This is a genomic window from Nocardioides plantarum (assembly GCF_006346395.1).
Lineage (GTDB): Bacteria > Actinomycetota > Actinomycetes > Propionibacteriales > Nocardioidaceae > Nocardioides > Nocardioides plantarum.
On record NZ_VDMS01000001.1, the window covers coordinates 701,634 to 721,623 of the forward strand.

Below are 19,990 nucleotides of genomic sequence, written 5' to 3' on the forward strand. Positions count from 1 at the left end.
CGGACCGGTCAGCGCACGGTGACGGCGAGGACGCCCGACCGGGCGCCGGTGGCGGCCTCCGAGCCGGTGACGGCCAGGCGGTAGTCGTAGTGGCCGCGGCGCGTCTGGGTCGGGAAAGTGACGCGGCCCGCGCCGTCGGCGTTCGTGCTGACGGCCTTGACGGTGCGCCAGGTGCTCCCGCTGCGCTGCTGCAGGACGACGTCGGCCGCACCGGCCTGCCTCACCACGACCGCGTCGGTCGCGGCGGCCCGGCCGCGGGCGACGGTGACGGTGCCGGCACGGAAGCCGTCCACCCGGGTCACGGCGACGGGCGCGTCGTACGTCGCGGGGTCGCCGTCGGTCGTGGCGCGGCAGCGCAGGGCGCCCTGCCAGTGGTAGTTGGTGCCCGCGACCTGGATCCAGCTGACGGTGTAGTCGGTGACGCCGGCCGGCCACTGGCGGTGCTGGGAGTAGGTGAAGCCGACGGTGCCGTCCCAGGTGCCCTGGTCGAGGTGGTAGTTGAGCGAGACCTGGCCGCGGTTGGTCTCCAGGCGGATGTTGACGTCGTTGGCCTGGCCGCTGGGCAGGTCCGAGGGGTAGGCCACGGTGAGGGCGTCGCAGGCCGGGGCCGGGTAGGTCCAGTTCCAGTCGAAGGAGCCGGTGCTCGACGACGGCGGGTTGTCGGGGATCACCGGGTCGGTGGTGGGCTCGGTGGGCGTCGTCGGCTCGGTCGGCGTCGTCGGCGTCGTCGGCGTCGTCGGCTCGGTGGGCGTCGTGGGCGTGGTCGGCGTGGTCGGCGTCGTCGGCGTCGTCGGCTCGGTGGTGGGGGTGGTCGGCGTCGTGGCCGAGGTGAGTGACAGCGAGTAGTGCGTGAGGTTGCCGCCGTCGGTGTGGGTCAGCGACAGCTGGGCGACCGGAGTGACGAGCGTGACGTACTGGGGGGCGCCGGTGGTGCCCCTGAGGCCGGCGGACTTCACGCAGTAGCCGGTGATGAGCTTGCCGGTGGCGGCCGTGACCGTGATGCGGTCCTGGTTGCCGGGCACGACCTGGCGGCCGGAGTCGAGGTCGGCGCAGTTGCCGACGGGAGCAGCAGCGACTGCGGTGGTCGGCAGGGAGACGAGGGCGGCGAGCGGCAGGGCGACGAGGGCGACGACGGCTGCGAACGTGGGGGCTACGCGGGTCATGGGTCAAGAGTGGGGCCGGTTCCGGCCCTCGAGCCCGTCCTTGAGCCAATCCCCCAGACGGCGGACCCAACCTTGGGCTCCCCTTGAGGATTCGCAGAGGCTGGGGTCAGGACTCGAGCACCACGACGGCCGAGGCGATCCCCGCGTCGTGCGAGAGAGACACGTGCACGTGCCGTACGCCGAGCTCGTCGGCCCGCGCGCGCACCGTGCCGCGCAGCTCGAGGAGCGGCCGACCGGACTCCTCCGAGACCACCTCGGCGTCGTGCCAGGCCAGTCCCCCGGGCGCGCCCAGGGCCTTGGCCAGCGCCTCCTTGGCGGCGAACCGTGCGGCGAGCGACGCGGGCGGGCGGGTGGCCTCGGCGGGGGTGAACAGCCGGTCGAGCAGGCCGGGCGTGCGGGCCAGCGACGCCGCGAACCGGTCCAGGTCGCACACGTCGATGCCGACCCCGATGACCGCCACTGAGCGATCCCTACTCGACCGTGACGGACTTGGCCAGGTTGCGCGGCTGGTCGACGTCGTGGCCCATCACGGTGGCCAGCTCGCAGGCGAAGAGCTGCAGCGGGACGGTGGCGACGAGCGGCTGCAGCAGCACGGGCACGCGCGGCAGCCGGATCAGCACGTCGGCGTACGGCTCGATCTTGGTGTCGCCCTCCTCGGCGAGGCAGATGGTCCGGGCGCCGCGGGCCCGGACCTCCTGGATGCCGCTGATCATCTTCTCGTGCAGCTGGTCGCGACCGCGGGGCGGCACGACGCACAGGATCGGCAGGCCGGGCTCGACGAGCGCGATCGGGCCGTGCTTGAGCTCGCCGGCGGCGAAGCCCTCGGCGTGGATGTAGGCGAGCTCCTTGAGCTTCAGCGCGCCCTCGAGGGCGACGGGGTAGCCGGCGTGGCGACCCAGGAAGAGCACCGAGCGCGTGTCGACGTGCTCGGCGGCCAGGTCGTAGATCTGCTGGGCGCCGGCCAGGACGGTCTCGATCTGCTCGGGGATGGCCTCGAGCTGGGCCATCACCTCGTCGACCTCGTCGCCGTAGCGGGTGCCCTTGACCTGCGCGACGTAGAGGGCCAGCAGGTAGCAGGCCACCAGCTGGGTGAGGAACCCCTTGGTGGAGGCGACGCCGATCTCGGGACCGGCGTGGGTGTAGATCACCGCGTCGGACTCGCGCGGGATCGTCGAGCCGTTGGTGTTGCAGATCGCGAGCACCTTGGAGCGCTGGGTGCGGGCGTGCCGGATGGCCTGCAGGGTGTCGGCGGTCTCGCCGGACTGGCTGATCGCCACGACGAGGGTCGAGTAGTCGAGGATCGGGTCGCGGTAGCGGAACTCGCTGGCCAGCTCGACCTCGACCGGGATGCGGGTCCAGTGCTCGATGGCGTACTTGGCGACCATGCCGGCGTAGAAGGACGTGCCGCAGGCGATGATGATGATCTTGTCGATGTCGCGGATCTCGTCGTCGGAGAGCCGCATCTCGTCGAGCTGCAGCAGGCCCGACTGGCTGCGCCGCCCCAGCAGCGAGTCGGCGACGGCGCGCGGCTGCTCGAAGATCTCCTTGCGCATGAACCAGTCGTGGCCGTCCTTCTCGGCGGCCGAGAGGTCCCAGTCGACGTGGTAGGCCTGCGCCTCGGCGGGCTCGCCGTGGAAGTCGGTGATCTCGACGCCGTCGCGGGTGATGGAGACGACCTGGTCCTGGCCCAGCTCGAGCGCCTCGCGGGTGTGCTCGATGAACGCCGCCACGTCGGAGCCCAGGAAGTTCTCGCCCTCCCCCACGCCGACGACCAGGGGGCTGTTGCGGCGGGCCGCGACGACCCGGTCGGGGTCCTGGCCGTCGATGGCGACCAGGGTGAAGGCGCCCTCGAGGACCTGGCAGACGCGCTGCATCGCGGTCGTCAGGTCGACCCCGGACTGCACCTGCAGCTCGACGAGGTGGGCGACGACCTCGGTGTCGGTCTCGGAGACCAGCACGTGGTCGTCGGCCTCGAGGCGCGAGCGCAGCTCGGCGAAGTTCTCGATGATGCCGTTGTGGACGAGCGCGACCCGGCGCTCGTGCCCGAGGTGGGGGTGGGCGTTGACGTCGTTGGGCGCACCGTGGGTCGCCCAGCGGGTGTGGCCGATGCCGGTGTGCGACGGCGGCAGCGGGGCGTCGGCGACGTGCTTCTCGAGGTTGGCGAGCTTGCCGGCCTTCTTGGCCTCCGCGATCCGGCCGCCCGGGCCGGCGCCGTCGGCATCGGGGACGACCAGCGCCACCCCGGCCGAGTCGTAGCCGCGGTACTCGAGGCGGCGGAGCCCCTCCACCACGACGTCCTGCGCCTGGCGCGGCCCTACGTATCCCACGATCCCGCACATGGGCCACGATCCTACGTGCCATCGAGCCGTCGAGCCGACAGGCTCCCCGGTCGCGCGGCCTGCAAGGATGACGCCCATGTCCCACGGCGGAGGCCATCGCCTCGACGAGGCGCACCGGGAGGCCTCGCCCTACATCGAGCTCGACCGCTCGGCCTGGGCGGCGCTGGCGCACGAGACCACCAACCCGCTGCGCCAGGACGAGATCCAGGCCCTGAGCGGGCTGGGCGACGCCCTCGACCTCGAGGAGGTCCAGGAGGTCTACCTCCCCCTCTCCCGCCTGCTCAGCCTGTACGTCGAGTCGGCCAGTCGCCTGCACCGCGAGCAGGAGCAGTTCCTGCACCAGCGCACCCCGCCGCGCACGCCGTTCGTGATCGGTCTCGCCGGGTCGGTCGCCGTCGGCAAGTCGACGACCGCGCGCGTGCTCCAGCAGATGCTGGCCCACTGGCCCGAGCACCCCAACGTCGCCCTCATCACCACCGACGGGTTCCTCTACCCCAACGCCGAGCTCCAGCGGCGGGGGCTGCTGCAGCGCAAGGGCTTCCCGGAGTCCTACGACCGTCGCGCGCTGCTCCGCTTCGTCGTCGACATCAAGTCGGGCAAGGACGAGGTCGAGGCGCCGACCTACTCCCACCTCGTCTACGACGTCGTCCCCGACGAGAAGGTCGTGGTCAAGCGCCCCGACATCGTGATCATCGAGGGCCTCAACGTCCTGCAGCCCGCGCGGGTGCGCGACGACGGACGGGCGGGGCTGACGCTGAGCGACTTCTTCGACTTCTCCATCTACGTCGACGCCGGGCGCGACAAGATCCGCGACTGGTACGTCTCCCGCTTCCTGCGACTGCGCGAGACCGCCTTCCGCGAGCCGGGCTCCTACTTCGCGAAGTACGCCGCCCTCACCCACGACGAGGCCGTCGTCGAGGCGACCCGCATCTGGGACACCATCAACGGCCCCAACCTCGTCGAGAACGTGCTGCCGACCCGCTCGCGCGCGACGCTGGTGCTCCGCAAGGACCGCGACCACTCGGTGCGCTACGTGCGGATGCGCAAGCTCTGAGCGCACCCGCCGACACCGGCGTGGCTCAGGTGCCGTCGTCGACCGAGAGGATGTCGACCACGAAGAAGAGCGGCGCGTTGGCCGGGATGACCGGCGGGCTGCCGGCGGCGCCGTAGCCGAGGTCGGGCGGGATCGACATGATGATCCGGCTGCCGACGGGGATGCCGGGGATGGCCTGGTCCCAACCGGGGATGACCTGGCCGACGCCGATGGCGAAGGTCGCCGGCTGGCCGCCGCTGTAGCTCTCGTCGAAGGGCTTCTCGCTCTGGTAGAGCGAGCCGTAGTAGTGGACGGTGATCGACTGCCCGGCCTCGACCTTCGGCCCGTCGCCCTTGGTCACGGTCGCGACCTGCAGCTCGGCGCCCGGCTTCGGGGTGTCGGTGAAGTCGAGCCCGGTGACGGCGTCGCCCTCGGTCAGGATCTTCGGGGACCACGCAGGCAGCTCGGCCCCCTGCTCACCCGACTCGGAGCCGGCCGTCGACGAGGCCGACGTGGTCGGCGTGGTCGGCGCCGGGTCGGTGCCCGACTCGTCGTCGTCCTCGCTGCCGCAGCCCACCAGGGTGACGGCGAGGAGCGCTGCGGACGCGAGCAGCGGCCAGCGCCGGGCGCGGGTCAGGGTCCGGGATCGGGTCATGGGGTTCCTCCATGGGTTGGGTCGAGCGGGTTCGGGAGCTCGAGGCCGACCTCGAGGGGCACGACGGGGTACGGCGGGGCGTCGCTCACCCGAGCGCCAGGCGGGTGCGCACGACGCCGGCGAGCCGGTCGGCCACACCCTGGGCGCCCTCGGACGTGGCGGCCTCGACCATCACACGCACGAGCGGCTCGGTGCCCGAGGGCCGCAGCAGCACCCGGCCGCTGTCGCCGAGGGCGGTCTGCTCGGCGGTCACGGCGGCGACCAGCTCGGGGTCGTCGCACCGGTTCTTGTCGACACCGGGGACGTTGACCAGCACCTGGGGGAACCGGGTGACCACGGCGGCCAGGTCGCGCAACGACTGGCCGGTCACCGTCATCCGCTGGAGCACGTGCAGCGCGGTGAGCAGGCCGTCGCCCGTGGTGGCGTGGTCGGACATGATGACGTGACCCGACTGCTCGCCACCGAGGTTGTAGCCGCCGGTGCGCATGTCCTCGAGGACGTAGCGGTCGCCGACCGCCGTCTGGCGCACGGTGATGCCCGCCGCCTCCATGGCCCGCACGAAGCCCAGGTTGCTCATCACCGTCGCGACCACGGTGTCGTCGGCCAGCCGGCCGGCGTCGCGCAGCCCGACGGCCAGGATCGCCAGGATCTGGTCTCCGTCGACGACGGTGCCGGTGGCGTCGACGGCCAGGCACCGGTCGGCGTCGCCGTCGACGGCGAAGCCCGCGTGGGCACCGTGGTCGACCACGGCCTGCTGCAGCCGCTCGAGGTGGGTGGAGCCGTAGCCGTCGTTGATGTTGAGGCCATCGGGCTCGGCGCCGATCGTCACCACGTCGATGCCGGCGTCGGCGAACGCGCGGGGGCCGACCTCGCTGGCCGCCCCGTGGGCGCAGTCGAGCACGACCCGCAACCGCTGCCCCCCGGCGTCCGAGTCGTCGAGCGACCCGTCGAGGGAGCCGTCGAGCGTGCGTACGAGGTGGGCGGCGTACTCCTCCGAGGTGGGGGCGTAGGGGCGCACCCGGCCGACGTCACCGCCGGTGGGTCGGTCCCATTCCTGACCGAGGTGGGCCTCGATCTCCCGCTCGAGGGCGTCGTCGAGCTTGACGCCGCCACGGGCCAGGAACTTGATGCCGTTGTCGGGCATCGCGTTGTGGGACGCACTGATCACCACGCCGATGTCGGCGCCCAGAGCGTCGGTGGCGTAGGCGACGCCGGGGGTCGGCAGCACCTCCAGCAGGAGCACGTCGACACCGGCCGAGGCCAGGCCGGCCACGATCGCGTGCTCGAGGAACTGCCCCGAGATGCGGGTGTCGCGGCCGACGACCGCCAGCGGACGTCGGCGTGCGTAGTCACCGTGGTCGACCAGGACTCGCGCCGCAGCCACGCCCAGGTCGAGCGCGAGCTCGGCCGTGAGGTGGCTGTTGGCGAGTCCGCGGACTCCGTCGGTGCCGAAGATGCGCGTCATCAAACCTCCTGGAACGACGAAGGTCGGCGGTCCGGGGAGGACCGCCGACCGACGTGGGCAGCCACGTGCCGAAGCACGCGGCCAGTGATCAGCGCTTCGAGAACTGCGGAGCCTTGCGGGCCTTCTTCAGACCGGCCTTCTTGCGCTCGATGACGCGCGAGTCGCGCGTGAGCAGCCCGGCCTTCTTGAGCGTGGCGCGGTTGGTCTCGAGGTCGATCTCGTTGAGGCACCGGGCGATGCCGAGGCGCAGCGCGCCGGCCTGGCCGGTGATGCCGCCGCCGTGGATGCGGGCGATGACGTCGAAGCGACCCTCGAGCTGCAGGGCGGCGAACGGCTCGTTGACCACCTGCTGGTGCAGCTTGTTGGGGAAGTAGGAGTCCATCGTGCGGCCGTTGATGCGGAACTGGCCGGTGCCGGGGACGATGCGCACGCGGGCGACCGCCTCCTTGCGACGGCCGGTGGCCGCCGCGGGGGCGATGGTCGCGGGACGGGCGGGGGTGTCGGCCGACGCGGAGCTCTCGGACGTGTAGGACACGCCGGACTCGTCGGGGGTGAAGGTCTCGTCGACCTCGGTGGCGTTTTCGGTCATGGGGTTTCTACCTGCTCAGTCTGTGGTTGAAGGTCGCGACTACTGGGAGATCTGCTTGATCTCGTGGGGCACGGCCTGCTGAGCGGCGTGCGGGTGCTCCGGGCCGGAGTAGACCTTGAGCTTGCCGAGCTGCTGACGGCTCAGCTTGTTCTTGGGGAGCATGCCCCAGACGGCCTTCTCGACGACCTTGCGGGCGTCCTTGACCAGGATGTCGCCGATGGAGGTCTCGGTCAGACCACCGGGGAAGCCCGAGTGGCGGTAGACCTTCTTGGTGACCTTCTTGTTGCCGGCGAGGGCAACCTTCTCGGCGTTGATGACGACGACGAAGTCGCCGCCGTCGACGTTGGGCGCGTAGGTGGCCTTGTGCTTGCCACGAAGGAGCGTCGCGCACTCGACGGCGAGACGGCCCAGTACGATGTCCTCGGCGTCGATGACGTGCCACGTGCGAGTGATGTCGCCGGGCTTGGGGGCGTAGGTACCCATGACCTTGCTTTCTGCGTTCGTAGGATCCGACCCGGGAATCCTCCCGGCGGAGGTGCTGCTCGCGTCTCTTGACGAACTCGGCCCGGCTGCCCTCGTGGTGGAGATGTGGTCGAGCTGGTGGTGCGGAGGGCTCCGGGACTGCACCGGCCCGGGTCAGGGGCACGGCACGGTAGGGACGCGACCGCCAAGACTACGGCCGGGCGCCGGTGTCCGCCAATCGACGGGCGTCGTGCGGGCCTCTGGCGGCGACGACTACCTTGGGAGGGTGACCGATTCCCTCACCGTCCGCGACAACCGCACCGGCACGGAGTACGACGTCCCGATCACCGACGGCACCATCAAGGCCGCCGACATCGGGAAGATCCGACCCGACGAGGAGTCCTCCGGACTCGCCGTCTACGACCCGGGCTTCGTCAACACCGCCTCGTGCCGCTCCTCCGTCACCTACATCGACGGCGACAAGGGCATCCTCGAGTACCGCGGCTATCCGATCGAGCAGCTCGCCGAGAAGTCGAGCTTCCTCGAGGTGGCCTACCTGCTGGTGCACGGGGCGCTCCCGACCAAGGCCGAGTACGACGCGTGGGTGCACGAGATCACCTACCACACGTTCGTCCACGAGAACGTCAAGAGCTTCATGCAGGGCTTCCGCTACGACGCCCACCCGATGGGCATGCTGATGGCCTCCGTGGGCGCCCTGTCGACCTTCTACCCCGACGCCGGCCGCATCGGCGACGCCGACAACCGGCACATCCAGGTCGTCCGGATGATCGCCAAGATGCCCACGCTGGGCGCCTGGGCGTTCCGCCACGCGCAGGGCAAGCCCTACGTCTATCCCGACAACGACCTGAGCTACACCGCCAACTTCCTGTCGATGCTGTTCAAGATGAGCGAGTCCAAGTACGAGGCCGACGAGCGCCTGGTCAAGGCCCTCGACGTGCTGTTCATCCTGCACGCCGACCACGAGCAGAACTGCTCGACCAACGCGGTCCGCTCGGTCGGCTCCTCGCAGGTCGACCCCTACTCGGCGGTCGCGGCCGGCGTCGGCGCGCTCTACGGCCCGCTGCACGGCGGCGCCAACGAGGCCGTGCTCAAGATGCTGCGCCGGATCGGCTCGAAGGAGAACATCCCCGCCTTCATCAAGGGCGTCAAGGACGGCAACGAGCGGCTGATGGGCTTCGGCCACCGCGTCTACAAGAACTTCGACCCGCGGGCCACGATCATCAAGAAGGCCTGCGACGACGTCTTCGAGGTCACCGGGGTCAACCCGCTCCTCGAGATCGCCCTGGAGCTGGAGAAGATCGCGCTCAACGACGAGTACTTCATCAAGCGCAAGCTCTACCCCAACGTCGACTTCTACTCCGGCCTGATCTACGAGGCCTTCCAGTTCCCGCCCGAGATGTTCACCGTGCTCTTCGCCATCGGCCGTACGCCGGGCTGGCTCTCGCAGTGGTCGGAGCTGGTGCAGGACAAGGAGCAGAAGATCGCGCGCCCCAAGCAGATCTACACCGGCGACCGTCAGCTGACGTTCGTGCCGGCCTCGGAACGCTGGGCCTGACCCGTCGTACCCCGCTGACCCGTCGCCCGTGGGCGACGGGTCAGCGTGTTTTTGGCGGTGACCCGTCGCCCATGGGCGACGGGTCAGCGTCAGGGGAGGTCGGGCAGGGGCTTCTGGTGCAGCCAGGTGACGAACAGGTCGGTGAGGTCGGGGCCGTCGGGGGCGGTGCGCTCGACCGCCATCGACACGAAGTCGGCGGTGGTGACGTTGCCGCCGGCGTGGGTGCTCACCCACGCGCGGAGCAGGTCGAAGAACGCGTCGTCGCCGATCGTGCGACGCAGGGCGTGCAGGGTGAGCGCGCCGCGCTTGTAGACCCGGTCGTCGAACATCAGCTCGGGCCCGGGGTCGGCGAGCAGGAGGTCCTGGTCGTCGTCGGCGAGGCGGGCGTGGTGGTGGTCGGCCCAGTCGTCGGCCGACTCGCCGCCGGAAGCCTCCGACCACAGCCACTCGCTGTAGCAGGCGAAGCCCTCGTGCAACCAGATGTCCTGCCAGCGCCGCAGGGTGACGGCGTTGCCGAACCACTGGTGGGCGAGCTCGTGGGCGACCAGGCGGACGGCCTCCCAGTCGTCGGTGAGGAAGTTGCGGCCGAACGTCGACAGGCTCTGCGACTCCAGCGGGATCTCGAGCTCGTCGTCGGTGACGACGACCGAGTAGGTCGGGAACGGGTAGGGCCCGAAGAGCTCGCTGAACGTCGTCAGCATCTCGGCGTTGCGGCCGAAGCCGGCCTCGAACCCCTCCCCCGCGTCGTACGGGATCGCGGCCAGCAGCGGCGGGTCCTCGGCGAGCTCGCGGACGTCGTAGCGCCCGATCTGGACCGTGGCGAGGTAGGTGGCCATGGGGGCCTGCTGCTCGTAGACCCAGGTGGTCGCGCTGGAGCCCCGGCGCCGGGAGGTCAGGGTGCCGTTGGCGACGACGGTGTAGTCGTGGGGTGCGGCGATCGTGAGCGAGTATGACGCCTTGTCGTCGGGCCGGTCGTTGCAGGGGAACCAGGTCGGGGCCCCGTGGGGCTGGCCGGCGACGATGACGCCGTCGGTGAGCTCCTCCCACCCCGCGTCGCCGTGGTGCTTGTCGATGAGCGGCTGGGGCGTGCCGGCGTAGGTGATCCGCAGCTCGAACGTGGTGCCGGCGCGCAGCGTCTGCTTGGGCGTCACGACCAGCCGGTGCCCGCGCGCGGCATAGCGCGCCGGCGACTTGCCGTCGAGCACCACCTTGGTGGCGCGCAGGGACGAGAGGTCGAGCACGATCCGCGAGAGGTCCTCGACGGCGACCGCACGGATGACGGCCTGGCCGCGCAGGTGGTTGCGGACCAGGTCGTAGCCGAGGTCGAGGTCGTAGTGCTGCGCGCTCCAGGACGGGTCGCCGTGGTCGGGCAGGTAGGGGTCGGCGGTGGGGAGGCTCGTCACCGGGTCTGGTCCCAGGGACCGATCGGGTTGCCGATCCAGGTCGTCTTGTCCGGCACCGACTCGCCCCTCATCACCAACGACACGGGGCCGACCGTAGCGTGCCGACCGAGGGTCGCCGCGGGCAGGATGACGCTGTTGGGGCCTAGCGTCGCCCCCCGCTTGAGCACCACGACGTCCTTGGCGAACCGGCGGTCGTGGAACAGGTGGGTCTGCACGACGCTGCCCTGGTTGACGGTCGCCCCGTCGCCGAGCTCGACCAGGTCGGCCTCGGGCAGCCAGTAGGTCTCGCACCACACGCCACGACCGATCGTGGCGCCCATCAGGCGGAACCACGCGTTGAGGACCGGGGTGCCGCTGACCGCGCGGGCGAACCACGGCGCCGCGACGACCTCGACGAAGGTGTCGGCCAGCTCGTTGCGCCACACGAACCAGCTCCACAGCGGGTGGCTGCCGCGGCGCATCCGGCCCACCAGCAGCCACTTGGCCGCCACCGTGACCAGGGCGGCGGCCAGCCCGGCGCCGACCAGCAGCGGCCCGGTGAGCAGCAGCGCGAGCAGGACGTGGTCGTCGAGCAGCGCCACGAGGGCGATCGCGACGATGCCGCCGAGCGCGAGCGAGACCATCTGCGGCACCAGGCGGCACACCTCGACCAGGGCGCGATAGACCCGCAGCCGGGTGGGCGGGTCGTAGGTCGTCGTGTGGTCGGCGTCGGTGGCCGCCGTACGGCGCAGCGGGGCGGGTGGGCTGCCGAGCCACGACTCCCCCTTGCCCGCCGTACGCCGACGGGGCGCGGCGGACAGCACGGCGACCAACGACGCCTTGGGGACCTTGCGCCCGGGGGCGGCCATGCCGGAGTTGCCGACGAAGGCCCGCTTGCCGATCTTGACCTTCTCGGCGCGCAGCCAGCCGCCGCCGAGCTCGTAGCCGCCGATGAGGGTGTCGTCGGCCAGGAACGCCTGGTCGTTGACCTGCGTGAGCGACGGGATCATCAGGACCGTCGACGCCTCGACGTCCTTGCCGATGCGGGCACCGAGCGCGCGCAGCCACACCGGCGTGAGCGTCGAGGAGTAGAGCGGGAACAGCCAGGTGCGGGCCTCGTCGAGCACGCGCATGGTCGCCCAGACCGCCAGCGCCGGGCGGCTGCGGACCGGGAACGCCCCCGAGGTCACCGATCTCCCGGCGAGCCGGACGACGGCCCAGACCAAGCCGGTGAGGACGACGAGCCCCAGGACCGTCGAGAGCGGCAGCCACCACAGCAGCCGGAGCAGGCCGTGGGCGTCGTCGGGCGCGTCGGCGAGCAGCAGCGGCGGCAGTGCGCCTGCGACGACCGCGACCAGCGGGAGCAGGCCCAGCAGCGCCGCGACCACGGCGTACGCCGCCACCCAGGCCCGGCTGCTCACCGGGCGCTCGGAGAACCACGGGCCGCGGGCGTCGTCGGAGACCCGCTCGGCCGGCGAGCCCGACCAGAACTCGCCGGGCGGGACCTCGCCGAAGACGGCCGAGCCGGGGGCGACCTCGGCGCCGGCTCCGACCACGGCACCGGGCAGCAGCATGCTGCGGGCGCCGACGCGGGCGCGGGCGCCGACGCTCACCTCGCCGAGGTGGAGGACGTCGCCGTCGACCCAGTAGCCCGTGAGGTCGACCTCGGGCTCGATCGAGCAGCCGCGACCCAGCCGGAGCAGGCCGGTGACGGGCGGGACCGAGTGGAGGTCGACGTCGCGACCGATGCGGGCGCCGAGGAGGCGGGCGTACCAGGTCATGAACGGCGCGCCGCCCAGGCCGATGGCACCGACCTCGTCGACGACGTGGCTCGCGAGCCACAGCCGCAGGTGGGTCTTGCCGCCGCGCGGGTGGTCACCGGGCTCGACGGTGAGCAGCAGGAGGCGGGCGGCGCCGGCGGCCACCAGCATCCGCCCCGGCGGCAGCACGAAGCCCGCACCGAGGACGGCCAGCAGCCAGACGGGCACGTCGGGCAGCCAGCCCCAGCCGTCGAGCGAGCCGACGAGCAGGCAGACCAGGCCCACCCAGAACACCCAGCGCGGCGCCGCCAGGCACCGCACCAGGAGGGTCGCGACGACCTGGCCGTTCTGGGTCTTGAGGGGCGTGGGGCGCACGCTGCGGTCGCTGGCCGGTCCGGCCGCGGCCATGCCGTCGAGGTGCGCGGCGATCGCGCCGAGCGTCGGGTGCTCGTAGAGGTCGCCGACGACGACCTCGGGGTGACGCTCGCGCAGCCGCGAGACCAGCTGGGCCGCCGACAGGCTGCCGCCGCCGAGGTCGAAGAACTCCGCCTCGCGGGTGTCCACGGCCGCCCCGAGGATGTCGAGCCACAGTCCGGCGACCCAGGTCTCGGTGTCGGTGAGCCCCGCGGCAGCGGTCGCGTCGGCCGCGGACGGGAGCGGCCACGGCAGCGCGTCGCGGTCGACCTTGCCGGAGGTGCGGGTGGGCAGGGTGTCGACGACCGCGAGGCGGGGCACCAGTGCTGCCGGCATGGACGCGCGCAGGCTCGCGACGGCGGCAGGCTGGTCGAAGGTGGCGTCGACGGCGACGTAGCCGACGAGCAGGCTGTTGCCGGCGGCGGTCCGGCGTACGGCGGCGGCCGCGCTCTGCACCCCGGGCAGCGACAGGAGCGCGCTGTCGATCTCGCCGAGCTCGATACGTCGACCGCCCAGCTTGACCTGGTCGTCGGCCCGGCCGCCGAACAACAGCCCCGCGGGGTCGTTCACGACCAGGTCGCCGCTGCGGTAGGCGCGCTGCCAGCCGAGCGTGGGCATCGCGGCGTACTTCTCGGCGTCCTTGACCGGGTCGAGGTAGCGCGCCAGGCCGACCCCGCCGATGATCAGCTCGCCGGTCGCCCCCTCGGGGACGGGGTGGCCGTCGGCGTCGACGACCGCGAGGTCCCACCCGTCGAGCGGCAGCCCGATCCGCACGGGCCCCTCGCCGGTGAGCTCGGTGCCGCAGGCGACGACGGTGGCCTCGGTCGGGCCGTAGGTGTTCCAGACCTCACGACCCGGGGCGACCAGGCGGGCGGCCAGCTCGGGCGGGCAGGCCTCGCCGCCCATGATGAGCAGCCGGACGGCGGCCAGCGCCTCGGCGGGCCACAGCGCCACCAGGGTGGGGACCGTCGAGACCACGGTGACCCCGTTGGCGATCAGCCAGGGGCCGACGTCGATGCCGCTGCGCACCAGGGCTCGCGGCGCCGGGACCAGGCAGCCGCCGTAGCGCCAGGCCAGCCACATCTCCTCGCAGCTCGCGTCGAAGGCGACCGACAGCCCGGCCATCACCCGGTCGCCGACGCCGAGGGGCTCGCGGCCGGCCGACCCCTGCAGGAACATCCGCGACTCGGCGTCGACGAAGGCGGCCGCGGACCGGTGCGACACCGCGACGCCCTTGGGCTTGCCGGTCGAGCCGGAGGTGAAGATGACCCACGCGTCGTCGTCGAGACCCGGGTCGGACGGCTCCCGCGGCTCGGCGGTATGCCGGGTCGCCACCGTCAGGCCCGCCCCCACGACCGCGGCGACGTCGGCCTCGCCGAACACCAGGCGGGCCCGCTCGTCGGGGTCGTCGGCGTCGACGGGGACATAGGCGGCACCGGCCAGCAGGATGCCGATGATGGCGACGTAGAGGTCGGTCGTGCCCGACGGGACCCGGACGCCCACCCGGTCGCCGGGCCCGATGCCGAGCGCGGCGAGCTCGTCGGCGAGCCCGTCGGCGGCCTCCTCGAGCTCGGCGTAGGTGAGCACACCGGTGCCGGCGTCGACCGCGGGCTCGTCGGCGGCCTGCTCGACGGTGGCGCGGAAGATCTCCACGAGGGTCCGCGGGGCCGGTGCGAGAGCCCCGCGGCGCAGCGGGTCGTTGGGCGGGATCACCGGGCCACCCTTGCGGAGGAGGGTGAACGGTCGGTGACCGCGTCCCGGTCCGCGGTGCGGGTCGTCAGCGCAGCAGGGCGTCGAGGTCGACCTCGACCTCGACGTGGTCGCCGTAGGACGCCACCACGACCCCGGACGTGTGCACGGCTGCCACCCGGAACATGTCGTCGTGAAGCTCGTGGACCACGAGCTCGTGGTCGCGCCGGTCGACGGTCCAGTAGGTGGCCGCGCCCCAGCGGGCGTAGCGGAACATCTTCTCGACCAGGTCGGTGCGTCGGTTGGACGAGAGCACCTCGACGACCAGCAACGGGGTGGATGCCGTCAACCGCTCGTCCTCCTGGGAGGTGTGCACCATCAGGTCGGGCCCGAGCTCCTCGCGGACGCCCACGGGCGACCAGCCCCAGGACGGGAGGACCTCCGCCCCGGGCGGGAGGGTCTCCTTGATCAGGATCGCGAGATCGAGGACGATCCGCTGGTGGCGCCTGCTGGGGAACCCGGTCACGACGAGCTGGCCTCCGAAGTACTCGCCCCGGACGTCCTCGAGCGCCTCGTAGTCCTCCCAGGACATCGGGGTCCGGGTCTCGTCGAGCGTCTCGGTGGTCATCGGGCTTCCTGTGCTCACGGAGGTGATCGTGCCGACACAGCGTACGCCGCACCACCGGCGCCGCGCAGCCTGTGGACAGCCGCCCGGACCGTGCTCATCCGCGGGCTCCGATGACGTCGACGGGGCCGTCTGCAGCGTCGCGCATCGCCCCCGCGATGCAGCCGAAGTCGCCGGACGGGACCTCGAACAGTCCCCGCCGGAACGGCAGGCCCCAGTGCTCCTCGTCATCGATGAACCCGAGCATCGGCAGCAGCGGCTTGACCGGCACCGCCGCCACCGCCTCGAAGTCGACCCGGCGACGCCACGGGCGGAACCCCTCGCGCACGTCGACCCGGAAGGGCTCGTCGTCGGCCACCACGCCGAGCGCCGTGAACTGCTGGAGCGGCCGGCCGGTGCGCATCGCCGTGCGCGGGGAGTAGAAGGCGATGCCGTCGCCGTGGCGCAGGCGCCGCAGCCGGGTGTCGGCGCCGTGGTCGGCCTGCGTGAAGCCGCCCTCGACGCCGAGCAGCACGTGATCGAGGCTGATGGTGTTGACCCAGTAGCGGGTGCGGTCGCCGGTCATGGGCCCATCACAGCAGCGACCACCGACAGGATCAGTCCGCGACGTCCTGGTGGTGCGGCCGGCCGGGGTCGGGCTCGGCCGGCTCGGGCTGGTGGGCCCGCAGCGCCTCGAGCTGGGCGCACACCGCGACCCCGAGGAACAGCGAGATCGCCGACATCAGGCTCCACAGCAGCAGCGCGACGATGCCGGCCAGCGGCCCGTAGGTGCTGTCGAAGGACCCGCTGACGTTGACGTAGAGCGCCAGACCGGCGGCCGCGGCCATGCTGAGCACGACGGCGACCACCGAGCCGAGGGCCAGCCAGGACAGCGCGGGCTGCCGACGGCGTGGGGCGTGGTCGAGCAGCACCGCGATCGTGCTGACCAGCAGGACCAGACCCGCCGGCCACCGCAGCACCTGCCACGTGGCGTGGGCGCCGTCCGACCAGCCGTACTCGCGGACCATCGCGTCGCCGAAGGCGCCGCCCGCGACCAGCAGGAAGAACCCCAGGCCGACCGGGACCGCCAGGATCGCGGTGAGCACCGCGGCCCGGCCGTACTTGGCCGGCGCCGGCCGGTCGCGGCGGATGCCGTAGATCCGGTTGCTCCCCCGCTCGACCTGCGCCATCGCCGTGGTCATCGACACCAGCGCGAGCAGCAGGCCGAGGACCAGGGCCACCTCGCCCGCGCCCTCCGAGCCGCCGGACACCGCCCCGGCCAGCGCGTCCTCGCCATCGCCGCCCGGCGACACGGCATCGACGGTGAACGAGACGACCCGCGACCACCGCTCGTCGTCGACGTCGGCCGCGAGCCCGGTCGCCGCGAGCAGGAACGGTACGACGCCCAGGCAGGTCTGCAGGGCCAGGGCGCGGCTGTTGGTGAACCCGTCGCCGTAGCGGAACCGGACGAACGCGCCGACGAGCACCGCGCGGACGCCGTGGCGTCGCACCAGGTGCCAGGCGTCCTCGGCGTCGAGCTCGTCGCCGTCCATCTCGATGGTGACCGGCACCAGCCGTGCGGTGGTCATCAGCTGGCCAGGTCGAGGAGCCCGAACAGCACCAGGACGGCGCCGATCACGATCACGACCACGCCCGACACGACGTTGTTGGCCCGCGACAGCCCCGCACGCACGCGCGACGACGACCCGGGCGAGGTCCGGCGTACGAGGACGGTGCCGAGGACGACGACGAGCAGTCCGAGGGCGAGCTGCAGCACGAGATCTCCGATGCGTGGGCGGACCCGAATCCCATCACGACCGGCCGGCGGGCGGTCAGTTGACCTGCCGGTCGCGGCCCTGCCAGTAGGGCGTGCGCAGGTCGCGCTTGAGGATCTTGCCGGTGGGGTTGCGCGGCAGCGGGCCGGTGACGTCGACGCTTCGCGGGCACTTGAACGCCGCGAGGTGCTCGCGGCAGTAGCCGATCAGCTCGTCCTCACTCGCCTGCTGCCCCTCGTGGAGCGACACCACCGCCTTGACCGACTCGCCCCAGACGTCGTCGGGCACGCCGATCACGGCGACCTCCATCACGGCCGGGTGCTCGGCCAGGACCCGCTCGACCTCGGGTGAGTAGATGTTCTCGCCACCGCTGATGATCATGTCCTTCATCCGGTCCTCGACGTAGACGAACCCGTCGGCGTCGACCTTGCCGAGGTCGCCGGTGCGGAACCAGCCGTCGTCGGTCACGGCCTCGGCGGTGGCCTCGGGCTTGCCGAGGTAGCCCTGGAAGAGCTGCGGGGTGCGAAGCCAGATCTCGCCGTGCTCGCCGGTGCCGACGTCGGCGCCGGAGCCGGGGTCGACGATGCGCACCTCCACCTCGGGGATCGGCTTGCCGGCCGACACCAGCCGCTCGGGGTGGCCGTCGGCCACGGCGGTGCGGTGGTCGTGCGAGCCCAGCTGGGTGACGACGCCGGCGACCTCGGTCAGCCCGTAGACCTGGAGGAAGTCGGTGTCGGGCCACGCCTCCATCGCCGCGCGCAGCAGCGGCGGAGGCATCGGGGCGGCGCCGTAGGTGTAGGTCTTCAGCGCGCCGAACAGCCGGATCGCGTCGGGTCCGGTCTGCAGCACCTGGGCCAGGACCGCCGGCACGAGGAACGTGCGGTTGGCCCCGGCCAGGATCGCCGCGGCCAGGGACGCCCCGTCGGGGTCGCGGGTCATCACGATCGGCACGCCGTCGTGGATCGGGAACATCACGTACGACGACCCGCCGACGTGGAAGAGCGGCATCGCCACCATGCACTTGTCCCCCGGCTCGAAGCGCCAGCCGTCGTGGGCGTTGCGGGTGTGGCTCAGCAGGTTGCGGTGCGACAGCATCACGCCCTTGGGACGCCCGGTGGTGCCGGAGGAGTACATGACCAGGCAGGTGTCGTCGGGGGTCACGTCGTCCCGACGCCCGACCGGGGTGGACGCCGCCAGCCAGGCCTCGTAGGCGTCGCCCTCGCCGCCCTCGGGGGTCACCTCGATGATCCGCTCGACACGGGTGAGCCGGTCGCGGATCCGCTCGATGGTCGGCATCAGCTCGGCACCGACGAACAGCACCCGGGCACCGCAGTCGTTGAGCGCGTAGTCGACCTCGTCGCCGGCCGAGCGCCAGTTGACGATCGCGTTGGCCGCGCCGAGCGACGCCGCGGCGAGAGTGGTCTCGACGCAGGCCGGGTGGTTCTTGTCCAGGAAGGCCACGACGTCGCCCCGGCCGATGCCGAGCGCCTGCAGGCCACCGGCGTTGCGGCGTACGCGGTCGTCCCACTCGCGCCAGCTGAAGGTGCGCGACAGGTAGGTGATCGCGTCGGCGTCGGGGGTCTCGCCAGCCCAGTGGGCCAGTCGGTCGTCGAGGAACTGGGGCTCGGGGGCGGTCACGTCGTCATTGTGCCGGGAGAGTGTGAGCGAGGACACAGCAAAGCCACCACGAGGACCGAGATCGCGCCGGGTTCTTCTCACTCCCCCAGCCCGGTCTCAGCCCAGCCACAGGGTCAGGCGCGAGGCTCGGGAGCATGAACGACACGCCCTCTTCGACCCCGCCGCCCTCTGGGCCCCCGGAACCGCAGCAGCCGCGGTTCCACGACTACCACGACGCCCCGCCCCCGCCGCCGGCGTACCCGCCCTTCGAGCACCAGACCCAGATGCTCGCCCAGCAGTCGCGTCCGGCGCTCCCGCCGCGACGTGGGCGCAAGGGCTTCGCGGCCGCCGTGGTCGCTGCCGCCCTCGTGGTGGGTGGCGGAGCCGGGCTCGGCGGCGCCGCGGCGTACGACGCCATGAACGGCGACGACTCGTCGGCCACGTCGTCGTCGTCGACGGTCTCCGCGAGCCCCGTCGTCGCCCGCGGCGACAACGACCCGGCCTCCGGGAGCGGCGTCGAGGCCGTGGCCTCGGCCGTGCTGCCCTCGGTCGTCAAGCTCGACGTGAGCAGCGGCCAGGAGGCCGGCTCGGGCTCGGGCATCATCCTGAGCTCCGACGGGCTCATCCTGACCAACAACCACGTGGCCGAGGTCGCCGGCGACAACGGCAGCATCACGGCGTCGTTCGCCGACGGCAGCCACGCCAAGGCCACGATCGTGGGCCTGGACCCCCTCACCGACACCGCCCTGGTGAAGGCGCAGGGCGTCTCGGGCCTCACCCCGGCCACCATCGGCGACTCCGACGCGGTCAAGGTCGGCGAGGAGGTCGTCGCGATCGGCTCGCCGTTCGGCCTCGACGCGACGGTCACCTCCGGCATCGTGAGCGCGCTCAACCGCCCGGTCGGGGTCGGCTCCGACAGCCAGGGCAACGCGACGGTCTACCCCGCGATCCAGACCGACGCCGCGATCAACCCGGGCAACAGCGGTGGCCCGCTGGTCGACAGCGACGGCCACGTCATCGGCATCAACTCCTCGATCCAGTCGACCTCGTCCGGTGGGTCCGGCGAGTCCGGCTCGATCGGGCTCGGGTTCGCGATCCCGATCGACGAGGTGCTGCCGGTCATCGACCAGATGAAGAACGGCGACAAGCCGACCCACGCCCGGATCGGCGTGTCGGTGCAGGACGTCGCGGCCACCGGCGGGGCCCAGGTCGTCGACGGCGCCAAGATCTCCGAGGTGGGCGCCGACTCCGCGGCCGGCCAGGCCGGGCTGCAGGACGGCGACGTGATCACCAAGGTCGACGACCACCTGATCACCGGGTCCGACTCCCTAGTCGCGACCGTGCGGTCCTACCGGCCCGACGACAAGGTGACCATCACCTACGAGCGCAACGGCCAGGAGAAGACCGTCCAGCTCACCCTCGACTCCGACGCGGACCCGGCTTCCTGACCAGGGGGTAGGACTCCGC

Annotated in this window: 17 protein-coding genes; 3 read left to right on the forward strand and 14 right to left on the reverse strand. The window is 72.2% G+C overall.

Going from position 1 to position 19,990, the window contains the following annotated elements:
- Positions 1-8: 8 nt before the first annotated feature.
- The 3 genes from FJQ56_RS03130 to glmS form a co-directional block, all read right to left on the reverse strand.
- Positions 9-1,163, reverse strand: a complete 1,155-nt coding sequence (locus FJQ56_RS03130) for a hypothetical protein (protein ID WP_140007734.1) — start codon at positions 1,161-1,163, stop codon at positions 9-11.
- Positions 1,164-1,269: 106 nt separating this feature from the next.
- Complete coding sequence (locus tag FJQ56_RS03135) at positions 1,270-1,623, reverse strand: holo-ACP synthase (RefSeq protein ID WP_140007735.1); 354 nt, start codon at positions 1,621-1,623, stop codon at positions 1,270-1,272.
- Between the two features lie 10 nt (positions 1,624-1,633).
- On the reverse strand, positions 1,634-3,502 hold the full coding sequence (gene glmS, locus FJQ56_RS03140; RefSeq protein WP_140007736.1) for a glutamine--fructose-6-phosphate transaminase (isomerizing): 1,869 nt from the start codon (positions 3,500-3,502) through the stop codon (positions 1,634-1,636).
- Positions 3,503-3,578: 76 nt separating this feature from the next.
- Between glmS and coaA the strand changes: the two genes are divergently transcribed.
- Positions 3,579-4,556 (forward strand): type I pantothenate kinase, encoded by a 978-nt coding sequence (gene coaA, locus FJQ56_RS03145; RefSeq protein ID WP_140007737.1) that lies wholly within the window; start codon positions 3,579-3,581, stop codon positions 4,554-4,556.
- Positions 4,557-4,581: 25 nt separating this feature from the next.
- Here coaA and FJQ56_RS03150 read toward each other — a convergent pair whose 3' ends face one another.
- The 4 genes from FJQ56_RS03150 to rplM form a co-directional block, all read right to left on the reverse strand.
- The gene (locus FJQ56_RS03150; RefSeq protein WP_140007738.1) at positions 4,582-5,190 is read right to left on the reverse strand and encodes an FKBP-type peptidyl-prolyl cis-trans isomerase; all 609 of its coding nucleotides are present in this window, start codon (positions 5,188-5,190) and stop codon (positions 4,582-4,584) included.
- A gap of 85 nt (positions 5,191-5,275) precedes the next feature.
- A complete protein-coding gene (gene glmM / locus FJQ56_RS03155; RefSeq protein ID WP_140007739.1) occupies positions 5,276-6,655 on the reverse strand; it encodes a phosphoglucosamine mutase in 1,380 nt (459 codons plus the stop codon).
- Positions 6,656-6,743: 88 nt separating this feature from the next.
- The gene (gene rpsI / locus FJQ56_RS03160) at positions 6,744-7,244 is read right to left on the reverse strand and encodes a 30S ribosomal protein S9 (RefSeq protein WP_140007740.1); all 501 of its coding nucleotides are present in this window, start codon (positions 7,242-7,244) and stop codon (positions 6,744-6,746) included.
- Positions 7,245-7,283: 39 nt separating this feature from the next.
- Entirely contained in the window at positions 7,284-7,727 is a 444-nt protein-coding gene (gene rplM, locus FJQ56_RS03165; protein WP_140007741.1) for a 50S ribosomal protein L13, read from the reverse strand.
- A 265-nt stretch (positions 7,728-7,992) separates the two neighbouring features.
- Between rplM and FJQ56_RS03170 the strand changes: the two genes are divergently transcribed.
- Positions 7,993-9,282 carry a citrate synthase gene (locus FJQ56_RS03170; RefSeq protein WP_246083961.1) on the forward strand — a complete coding sequence of 430 codons (1,290 nt, stop codon included), beginning with the start codon at positions 7,993-7,995 and terminating at the stop codon, positions 9,280-9,282.
- Between the two features lie 89 nt (positions 9,283-9,371).
- Here FJQ56_RS03170 and FJQ56_RS03175 read toward each other — a convergent pair whose 3' ends face one another.
- The 7 genes from FJQ56_RS03175 to FJQ56_RS03205 form a co-directional block, all read right to left on the reverse strand.
- Complete coding sequence (locus tag FJQ56_RS03175; RefSeq protein WP_140007742.1) at positions 9,372-10,685, reverse strand: M1 family metallopeptidase; 1,314 nt, start codon at positions 10,683-10,685, stop codon at positions 9,372-9,374.
- The gene (locus FJQ56_RS03180) at positions 10,682-14,551 is read right to left on the reverse strand and encodes a Pls/PosA family non-ribosomal peptide synthetase (RefSeq protein ID WP_140007743.1); all 3,870 of its coding nucleotides are present in this window, start codon (positions 14,549-14,551) and stop codon (positions 10,682-10,684) included. The genes FJQ56_RS03175 and FJQ56_RS03180 overlap by 4 nt, the downstream gene beginning before the upstream one ends.
- A 64-nt stretch (positions 14,552-14,615) precedes the next feature.
- Positions 14,616-15,173 carry a Uma2 family endonuclease gene (locus tag FJQ56_RS03185; RefSeq protein WP_170215241.1) on the reverse strand — a complete coding sequence of 186 codons (558 nt, stop codon included), beginning with the start codon at positions 15,171-15,173 and terminating at the stop codon, positions 14,616-14,618.
- Positions 15,174-15,249: 76 nt separating this feature from the next.
- Entirely contained in the window at positions 15,250-15,717 is a 468-nt protein-coding gene (locus FJQ56_RS03190; RefSeq protein WP_140007745.1) for an EVE domain-containing protein, read from the reverse strand.
- A 31-nt stretch (positions 15,718-15,748) separates the two neighbouring features.
- A complete protein-coding gene (locus tag FJQ56_RS03195) occupies positions 15,749-16,720 on the reverse strand; it encodes a YihY/virulence factor BrkB family protein (protein ID WP_140007746.1) in 972 nt (323 codons plus the stop codon).
- Positions 16,720-16,908, reverse strand: a complete 189-nt coding sequence (locus FJQ56_RS03200; protein WP_140007747.1) for a hypothetical protein — start codon at positions 16,906-16,908, stop codon at positions 16,720-16,722. Before FJQ56_RS03200 ends, FJQ56_RS03195 begins: the two co-directional genes overlap by 1 nt.
- A 55-nt stretch (positions 16,909-16,963) precedes the next feature.
- A complete protein-coding gene (locus FJQ56_RS03205) occupies positions 16,964-18,544 on the reverse strand; it encodes a long-chain-fatty-acid--CoA ligase (protein WP_140007748.1) in 1,581 nt (526 codons plus the stop codon).
- Between the two features lie 134 nt (positions 18,545-18,678).
- On the opposite strand from FJQ56_RS03205, the gene FJQ56_RS03210 reads away from it, so the two are divergent.
- Entirely contained in the window at positions 18,679-19,971 is a 1,293-nt protein-coding gene (locus FJQ56_RS03210) for a S1C family serine protease (protein WP_140007749.1), read from the forward strand.
- The last annotated feature ends 19 nt before the right edge of the window (positions 19,972-19,990 follow it).

Coding starts and splice junctions, on each gene's coding strand:
- FJQ56_RS03130 (WP_140007734.1), bottom strand. CDS start 1,163: ATGACCCGCGTAGCCCCCACGTTCGCAGCCGTCGTCGCCCTCGTCGCC.
- glmS (WP_140007736.1), bottom strand. CDS start 3,502: ATGTGCGGGATCGTGGGATACGTAGGGCCGCGCCAGGCGCAGGACGTC.
- coaA (WP_140007737.1), top strand. CDS start 3,579: ATGTCCCACGGCGGAGGCCATCGCCTCGACGAGGCGCACCGGGAGGCC.
- FJQ56_RS03150 (WP_140007738.1), bottom strand. CDS start 5,190: ATGACCCGATCCCGGACCCTGACCCGCGCCCGGCGCTGGCCGCTGCTC.
- glmM (WP_140007739.1), bottom strand. CDS start 6,655: ATGACGCGCATCTTCGGCACCGACGGAGTCCGCGGACTCGCCAACAGC.
- rpsI (WP_140007740.1), bottom strand. CDS start 7,244: ATGACCGAAAACGCCACCGAGGTCGACGAGACCTTCACCCCCGACGAG.
- rplM (WP_140007741.1), bottom strand. CDS start 7,727: ATGGGTACCTACGCCCCCAAGCCCGGCGACATCACTCGCACGTGGCAC.
- FJQ56_RS03190 (WP_140007745.1), bottom strand. CDS start 15,717: ATGACCGGCGACCGCACCCGCTACTGGGTCAACACCATCAGCCTCGAT.
- FJQ56_RS03195 (WP_140007746.1), bottom strand. CDS start 16,720: ATGACCACCGCACGGCTGGTGCCGGTCACCATCGAGATGGACGGCGAC.
- FJQ56_RS03210 (WP_140007749.1), top strand. CDS start 18,679: ATGAACGACACGCCCTCTTCGACCCCGCCGCCCTCTGGGCCCCCGGAA.